Below are 6,804 nucleotides of genomic sequence, written 5' to 3'. Positions count from 1 at the left end.
CGGCGAGCACCACGCCCACCGCGGCCGCCCCGATCAGCCCGATGGACCCGCCGCCGTACGCCGCGCCCGCGGCGATCCGCCGTGCCACCCTCGCCCTCGACACTGCCACCTCCTCCTAGCCGTGCAGCCGTACACGTCCTTCTTGCCCTCAGACCGGTGCCACCCAATCTTGTCCAATACTCTGACCGCATGGCGCACTTCCACGACTCGATGATCAGCCTCGTAGGCAACACCCCGCTGGTGAGGCTCAACAACGTGACCGCAGGCATCAGGGCAACCGTCCTGGCCAAGGTCGAGTACTTCAACCCGGGCGGCTCCGTGAAGGACCGGATCGCCGTCCGCATGATCGAGGCGGCCGAGGCGAGCGGCGAGCTCATGCCCGGCGGCACGATCGTCGAGCCGACCAGTGGAAACACCGGTGTCGGCCTGGCGATCGTGGCCCAGCAGAAGGGCTACAAGTGCATCTTCGTCTGCCCCGACAAGGTGTCGACGGACAAGATCAATGTGCTGCGGGCGTACGGAGCCGAGGTCGTCGTCTGCCCGACGGCCGTCGACCCCGACCACCCCGACTCGTACTACAACGTCTCGGACCGCCTGGTGAGGGAGACACCGGGCGCCTGGAAGCCGGACCAGTACAGCAACCCGAACAACCCCCGTTCGCACTACGAGACCACCGGTCCCGAGCTGTGGGAGCAGACGGAGGGTGAGATCACCCATTTCGTCGCCGGCGTGGGCACCGGCGGGACCATCACCGGCACCGGGCGGTACCTCAAGGAAGTCAGCGGAGGGAAGGTCCGGGTCGTCGGCGCCGACCCCGAGGGTTCGGTGTACTCGGGCGGGTCCGGGCGGCCGTACCTCGTCGAGGGCGTCGGTGAGGACTTCTGGCCGACGGCGTACGACCGTACGGTGACCGACGAGATCGTCGCGGTCTCCGACAAGGACTCCTTCCAGATGACCCGCCGCCTCGCCAAGGAGGAGGGCCTCCTGGTCGGCGGCTCCTGCGGGATGGCGGTCGTCGCGGCCCTGCGGGTCGCGGAGGGGCTCGGCCCCGACGACATCGTCGTGGTGCTGCTTCCCGACAGCGGGCGCGGCTACCTCAGCAAGATCTTCAACGACGACTGGATGAACGACTACGGCTTCCTCGACCACACGGGCGACCAGCCGAGCGTCCTGGACGTGCTCGACCACAAGACGCACGGCACCATCCCCAACCTGGTGCACATGCACCCGGAGGAGACGGTCGGCCAGGCGATCGAGGTGCTGCGCGAATACGGCGTCTCGCAGATGCCGATCGTGAAGCCGGGCGCGGGCCACCCCGACGTCATGGCGGCCGAGGTCATCGGCTCGGTCGTCGAGCGTGAGCTGCTCGACGCGCTGTTCACGCAGCGTGCGGCGCTGACGGACGCGCTGGAGAAGCACATGAGCTCGCCGCTCCCGGTCGTCGGGTCCGGGGAGCCGGTCGGCGACCTGATGTCCGTGCTCGGCAAGGCGGACGCGGCGATCGTGCTGGTGGAGGGCAAGCCGAAGGGGGTCGTCAGCCGTCAGGACCTGCTGGCGTTCCTCGCCAAGGACGCCCACTGACGGAGGCCTGAGTTCCGGAGAGCCGACTTCTCGAAAACGGTACGAGGGCGTCACGTCCGCGCAGCACCGCCTTAACACGGGTCCGGCAGAGTCATGGGTGTCGGGAGGGAAACCCCCCGGCACCACGGACTGGCGTCAAGGACCTCCGGAGCGGCTCCCGGGCCTCCAGCGACGCCAAGGATGCGGAGACCGGCCCTGACCCGGGCCCGCATCCCTCGCGGGGACCGCCGTCGTCCCGCCCTCCTGGGCAACCGGGGGGTGCGGCGGTTCCCGCGACTGACTTCCCTGGTCAGTCCTCCCAGTCGGACGAGGACTTCGCATGGCGCCGGGGGAAGAGTCCCCCGTCACGCGCGGCGTGGACGACGTTCACGCCCACGATCCCCGCCCAGGTCACGAAGAGGCCCGGCAGATTCGCGTTGACCACGCCGATCGCCGAGAGCGGGATCGCCAGGATCATCGAGACGATCCCGAAGCCGAAGCGCTCACCGAAGCCGCTGTCGGACTGCGAAGGGCGGGCGCCTCTGGCGACCACCATCTGCTGTTCGGCCATCTGGCGGCGCACGCGGCGGTCCACCGTGCCGTCGAGGCGTTGCTCGACTTTCTCCAGGAATGAGTCGACGAGGGCGGACTCGTAGTCCGCGCCCAGTTCCTTGCGGGCATGCAAGGTGGCGTCGAGTTCCTTCTTCAGCTCCGGGTCGCTGGCTGTCATACGGACACCGTACGAAGCCGGGGCGGCCCGCGGCAGTGGGGCTAGCCCCCCAATTCGGGTGGGGTCAGCCTTTGCCCTCGCGGAAGGCGCCGGGCAAGTTACCGGACAAGTTGCCGGGCAAGCTGCTGAGCAAGCGCTTAGAAAAGAGGCCCGCATCACATGCCGTTTCCGGTGACCTCGGCGATACGTACGGGTAACTTCCCACACAGCCCTGCCTTCTCCACCCCTCTGGAGCTGTGATGCCCGAAGCCGTGATCGTCTCCACCGCCCGCTCCCCGATCGGTCGCGCCTTCAAGGGCTCGCTGAAGGACCTGCGCGCCGACGACCTGACCGCCACGATCATCCAGGCCGCCCTGGCCAAGGTCCCCGAGCTCGACCCGCGCGACATCGACGACCTCATGCTCGGCTGCGGCCTGCCCGGCGGCGAGCAGGGTCACAACCTGGGCCGCATCGTCGCCGTACAGATGGGAATGGACCACCTTCCCGGCTGTACGGTCACCCGCTACTGCTCCTCCTCGCTCCAGACCAGCCGGATGGCGCTGCACGCCATCAAGGCCGGCGAGGGCGACGTCTTCCTCTCAGCCGGTGTCGAGATGGTGTCCCGCTTCGTCAAGGGCAACTCCGACTCCCTCCCGGACACGAAGAACCCGCTCTTCGCCGACGCCGAGGCCCGCACCGCGACCACGGCCGCCACCGAGGGCGCCCCGCTCTGGCACGACCCGCGCGAAGACGGCATCGTCCCCGACGCGTACATCGCGATGGGCCAGACCGCCGAGAACCTCGCCGGGATCAAGAACATCAGCCGCGCCGAGATGGACGAGTTCGGCGTGCGCTCGCAGAACCTCGCCGAGCAGGCCATCAAGAACGGCTTCTGGGAGCGGGAGATCACCCCGGTCACCACCCCCGACGGCACGGTCGTCTCGCAGGACGACGGCCCGCGCGCCGGCGTGACGCTCGAAGGCGTCCAGGGCCTCAAGCCCGTCTTCCGCCCCGACGGCAAGATCACCGCCGCCAACTGCTGCCCGCTCAACGACGGCGCGGCGGCCCTCGTGATCATGTCCGACACCAAGGCGCGCGAGCTGGGCCTGACCCCGCTCGCCCGCATCGTCTCCACCGGCGTCTCGGGTCTCTCCCCCGAGATCATGGGTTACGGCCCCGTGGAGGCCAGCAAGCAGGCGCTCAAGCGCGCCGGGCTGACCATCGGCGACATCGACCTCGCCGAGATCAACGAGGCCTTCGCCGCCCAGGTCATCCCGTCCTACCAGGACCTCGGCCTGGACCTGGACAAGGTGAACGTCAACGGCGGGGCCATCGCGGTGGGCCACCCCTTCGGCATGACGGGCGCCCGGATCACGGGCACGCTCATCAACAGCCTGCAGTTCCACGACAAGCAGTTCGGCCTGGAAACCATGTGCGTCGGGGGCGGCCAGGGCATGGCCATGGTGATCGAGCGGCTGAGCTGAGCCGCAGCGGAGGGTAGGGGTCGTCCGAGGAACGAGGGCGGCACCTGCCCGTAGCGGAGGCGAAGCGGAACGCGACCGAAAGAGCAGAGCGTCTCAGCTGATCACCTCTCGGTAACCACCCGCGTCACAGTCGTGACCGAATCTCCCCCAGGATGTGACCTATCTCCTGGGGGAGATACATAACCGCAGGTCACCACTGTTTTGGGACTAAACGCCAGGCATAAAGACCTGTCCAATTCGTGACGTAATGCACTGACAGCGGGCACGGACACACGGGAAGCTGATGTAGGAAGTCCGGGGGATCGATTGAAACCGGGAGTAAGTCAGTGAGCGCCATGTCTCTTGCCCTGCTGCTGACGACGGCCGCTGCCACGGCCGTCGGCGCTGCTGTGCTGTACGCCGTCCACGGTCTGCGCAAGCAGCTCAATGAACTGACCGCCGCCTCGGCACGGGCACGGTCGGTCCCCACCCATGCCGTAACCGTGCCCGCCGCACGCGAGATCCCCGCCTCCGAGAGCTGGACCTCGGAGATACGGACCGCGGTCGCCGAGGCCCTCGCCGAGGAGCGGGAGCGCGAGCTGGCCGAGGCCCGTGCCTTCTGGGCCGCACAGGAGTCCCGCGACGCCGCCGACGCGCCGTCGCTGCTCGGCGGCCTTGCCGGGCTCGGTGAGGACGCCGCGTTCTTCGTCCCCCGCCAGGCCGACTTCGCCGGGTTCGAGCCCGGCTTCGACGCCGCCCTCGACTCCGTACTCGACGGCGAGGACGACTCGGCCGCCGCCCTGGAGAAGTACACCGACGAGTTCCCCGAGGACTCCCCCGAGCTGGCCGCGGCCCGCCGCCGCCACCCCTCGCACCCCGCCAACAGGGGCGAGCACACCGTGCCGGTGCAGACGCCGGTCGCCGGCGGCGACCACGAGCGCACGGTGAACCGCCTGGAGGAGCTCGCCGAGGCCCGTACCGAGCTCTCCGACGTACGTCCGGGACCGCTCGGCACACTCGATGTCTACGTCTTCACGGACGGCACGACGCTGTGCATGACCCCGGGCCACCGCGAGACCGCGGAGCGGCTCGCCGAGTCGCTGCGCGAGGGCGCGGCGCCGGTGCTGCTCGGCGGCTCCGGAGTCGCGGGCGCGTACGCGCTGACCTTCTCCTGCGGCGAGGAGAACGTCTACATCCTCGCGGACCGCGTCATAGCCTCGCTCTGACCGCCGCGGCCTCCACCAGCTCCACGGCCTCGTCCAGCAGCTCCCGGGACGGGGCCGCAGCCATGTCCCCGGCCAGGCGCAGGGCCTCGGCCAAGTCGTGCCCGGCCACGGCGAGTTGATCCGCGACGGCGAAGACGCCCACATCGGGCATCACCCGCGGCTGTTCGTCCGGGGTCTCGATCCGCTGCGCGCGCTCCGCCAATTCCCTGGCCAGAGCGAGCCCTTCGGCGGCGGCGCCGCGCTGCAGGCGACTCTGGGGGGCGGCACGCAGCCGGTCGGCGAATCGGTCCACGGCGGCGAGCAGAGGGGTCGTATCAAGCACAGCGCGACCCTACGCGCCTCCTTCGGACGGTTGCCAACAGGCCAACAGTCAGGCACGGTGCAATGAAGGACCAGCTCTCGTGCAATGCGTCCGGAGGCGCCGATGTCCCAAGTCTTCTCCGAAGAGACCCATCGCAATCTGCTCTCCCGTATCCCCCACTGCACCGGTCGTGAAGTGTCCGACTGGCTACGAGCCGTAGATGAAGGCCCCACCCTCGTCCGCTTCGAGGAGAAGGTCAGCTGGCTCAGGACCGAACACAATCTGGCGTACGGCCACGCCAAGGCGATCATCCATGAGTACGACCTGAGGCGAGCCGCGCGGAGGCTCCGCTAAGGCGTACGCGATCCAGTCACCCGCCCCGTCGGCACGCGCCGGCGGGGCGTCGTGCCGTCCTGGCCGGTTCTCTCTCTTCACAAGGTGAACTCCCTTGCTGCGCAAGGACTTTCACCTCTTTACCTCTTGACGCCGAATGTGACGGGGAGCACAGTGGCCGCGCAGCTCGCTTGAGAGCGCTCTCAGAAGAGAGGGACCCGCATGAGCGACACCGTCACCCCACGCTCCAGACGCAGCCCGGTACGCCGGGCCTTCGTCGCCGTCGTCTCCACCCTCGGTCTGGCCGCGGCAGCCGCCGCGGCCATCACGCTCCCCGCCGACGCCTCGGTCCCGCCGCCCCCCTCGGGCTGGACGCAGGTCTTCTCCGACGACTTCAACGGGCCCGCGGGCTCCGGGGTCAACACCGCGAACTGGCAGTACACGACCGGCACGGGCTACCCGGGCGGCCCTGGCGGCTTCGGCACCGGCGAGGTCGAGACCATGACCTCCTCCACCGACAACGTCTCCCTCGACGGCGCGGGGAACCTGCGCATCACCCCACAGCGCGACGCGGCAGGCAACTGGACCTCGGGCCGCATCGAGACGAACCGCTCGGACTTCCAGCCCCCGGCGGGCGGCAAGCTCCGTATCGAGTCGCGCCTCCAGATGCCGAACGTGACCGGCGCCGCCGCCAAGGGCTACTGGCCCGCCTTCTGGGCGCTCGGCGCCCCGTACCGCGGCAACTGGTGGAACTGGCCGGGCGTCGGCGAGCTGGACATCATGGAGAACGTCCAGGGCATCAACAACGAGTGGGCCACGATGCACTGCGGCACCAGCCCGGGCGGCCCCTGCAACGAGAAGTCGGGCATCGGCGGTCAGAAGGTCTGCGAGGGCGCGACCTGCCAGGGCGGCTTCCACACGTACGCCGTCGAATGGGACCGCTCGCTCCCGGTCGAGGAGATGCGCTTCTACCTCGACGGCGTCAATTTCCACACGGTCAGGCAGAGCCAGGTGGACGCGGCGACCTGGACCAACGCCACCAACCACGGCTACTTCGTCATCCTGAACGTGGCGATGGGCGGCGAGTTCCCCGCGGCCTTCGGCGGCGGCCCCGACGCGGGCACGCAGCCGGGCCACCCGCTGGTCGTGGACTACGTATCGGTGCTGCAGTCCGGGGCCGGCGGCTCCACCCCGCCGACGACCCCGCCGACC

7 protein-coding genes are annotated in these 6,804 nt (G+C 69.4%); 5 read left to right on the top strand and 2 right to left on the bottom strand.

The genetic code is table 11. From position 1 onward, the window contains the following. Window positions 1-189: 189 nt before the first annotated feature. A complete protein-coding gene (locus tag J0695_RS34430; RefSeq protein WP_206968703.1) occupies window positions 190-1,581 on the top strand; it encodes a cystathionine beta-synthase in 1,392 nt (463 codons plus the stop codon). Window positions 1,582-1,870: 289 nt separating this feature from the next. Here the strand turns inward: J0695_RS34430 and J0695_RS34425 are convergent, their stop codons facing one another. Then, window positions 1,871-2,290 carry a hypothetical protein gene (locus J0695_RS34425; protein WP_206968702.1) on the bottom strand — a complete coding sequence of 140 codons (420 nt, stop codon included), beginning with the start codon at window positions 2,288-2,290 and terminating at the stop codon, window positions 1,871-1,873. A 239-nt stretch (window positions 2,291-2,529) separates the two neighbouring features. Between J0695_RS34425 and J0695_RS34420 the strand changes: the two genes are divergently transcribed. Then, complete coding sequence (locus tag J0695_RS34420; protein ID WP_206968701.1) at window positions 2,530-3,753, top strand: acetyl-CoA C-acetyltransferase; 1,224 nt, start codon at window positions 2,530-2,532, stop codon at window positions 3,751-3,753. 326 nt (window positions 3,754-4,079) lie between these two features. Beyond that, window positions 4,080-4,958: a hypothetical protein gene (locus J0695_RS34415; RefSeq protein ID WP_372445870.1), complete on the top strand. Its 879-nt coding sequence runs from the start codon at window positions 4,080-4,082 to the stop codon at window positions 4,956-4,958. Here the strand turns inward: J0695_RS34415 and J0695_RS34410 are convergent. Next, a complete protein-coding gene (locus J0695_RS34410; protein WP_206968700.1) occupies window positions 4,942-5,280 on the bottom strand; it encodes a hypothetical protein in 339 nt (112 codons plus the stop codon). The two genes, J0695_RS34415 and J0695_RS34410, sit on opposite strands and share 17 nt — an antisense overlap. 102 nt (window positions 5,281-5,382) lie before the next feature. Between J0695_RS34410 and J0695_RS34405 the strand changes: the two genes are divergently transcribed. Continuing rightward, window positions 5,383-5,613 (top strand): DUF4287 domain-containing protein, encoded by a 231-nt coding sequence (locus J0695_RS34405; protein ID WP_206968699.1) that lies wholly within the window; start codon window positions 5,383-5,385, stop codon window positions 5,611-5,613. 201 nt (window positions 5,614-5,814) lie between these two features. Further along, on the top strand, window positions 5,815-6,804 hold a 990-nt coding region (locus J0695_RS34400; RefSeq protein ID WP_206968698.1), incomplete at its 3' end, for a glycoside hydrolase family 16 protein.

This window comes from Streptomyces beijiangensis, assembly GCF_017315755.1.
GTDB lineage: Bacteria > Actinomycetota > Actinomycetes > Streptomycetales > Streptomycetaceae > Streptomyces > Streptomyces beijiangensis.
Note: the sequence above shows the minus strand (reverse complement) of the source record. Positions and strands in the feature narration are given on the sequence as shown.

Excerpts from the sequence above, each read along its gene's own strand:
- J0695_RS34420 (WP_206968701.1), top strand. The coding sequence starts at position 2,530 with ATGCCCGAAGCCGTGATCGTCTCCACCGCCCGCTCCCCGATCGGTCGC.
- J0695_RS34430 (WP_206968703.1), top strand. The coding sequence starts at position 190 with ATGGCGCACTTCCACGACTCGATGATCAGCCTCGTAGGCAACACCCCG.
- J0695_RS34425 (WP_206968702.1), bottom strand. The coding sequence starts at position 2,290 with ATGACAGCCAGCGACCCGGAGCTGAAGAAGGAACTCGACGCCACCTTG.
- J0695_RS34405 (WP_206968699.1), top strand. The coding sequence starts at position 5,383 with ATGTCCCAAGTCTTCTCCGAAGAGACCCATCGCAATCTGCTCTCCCGT.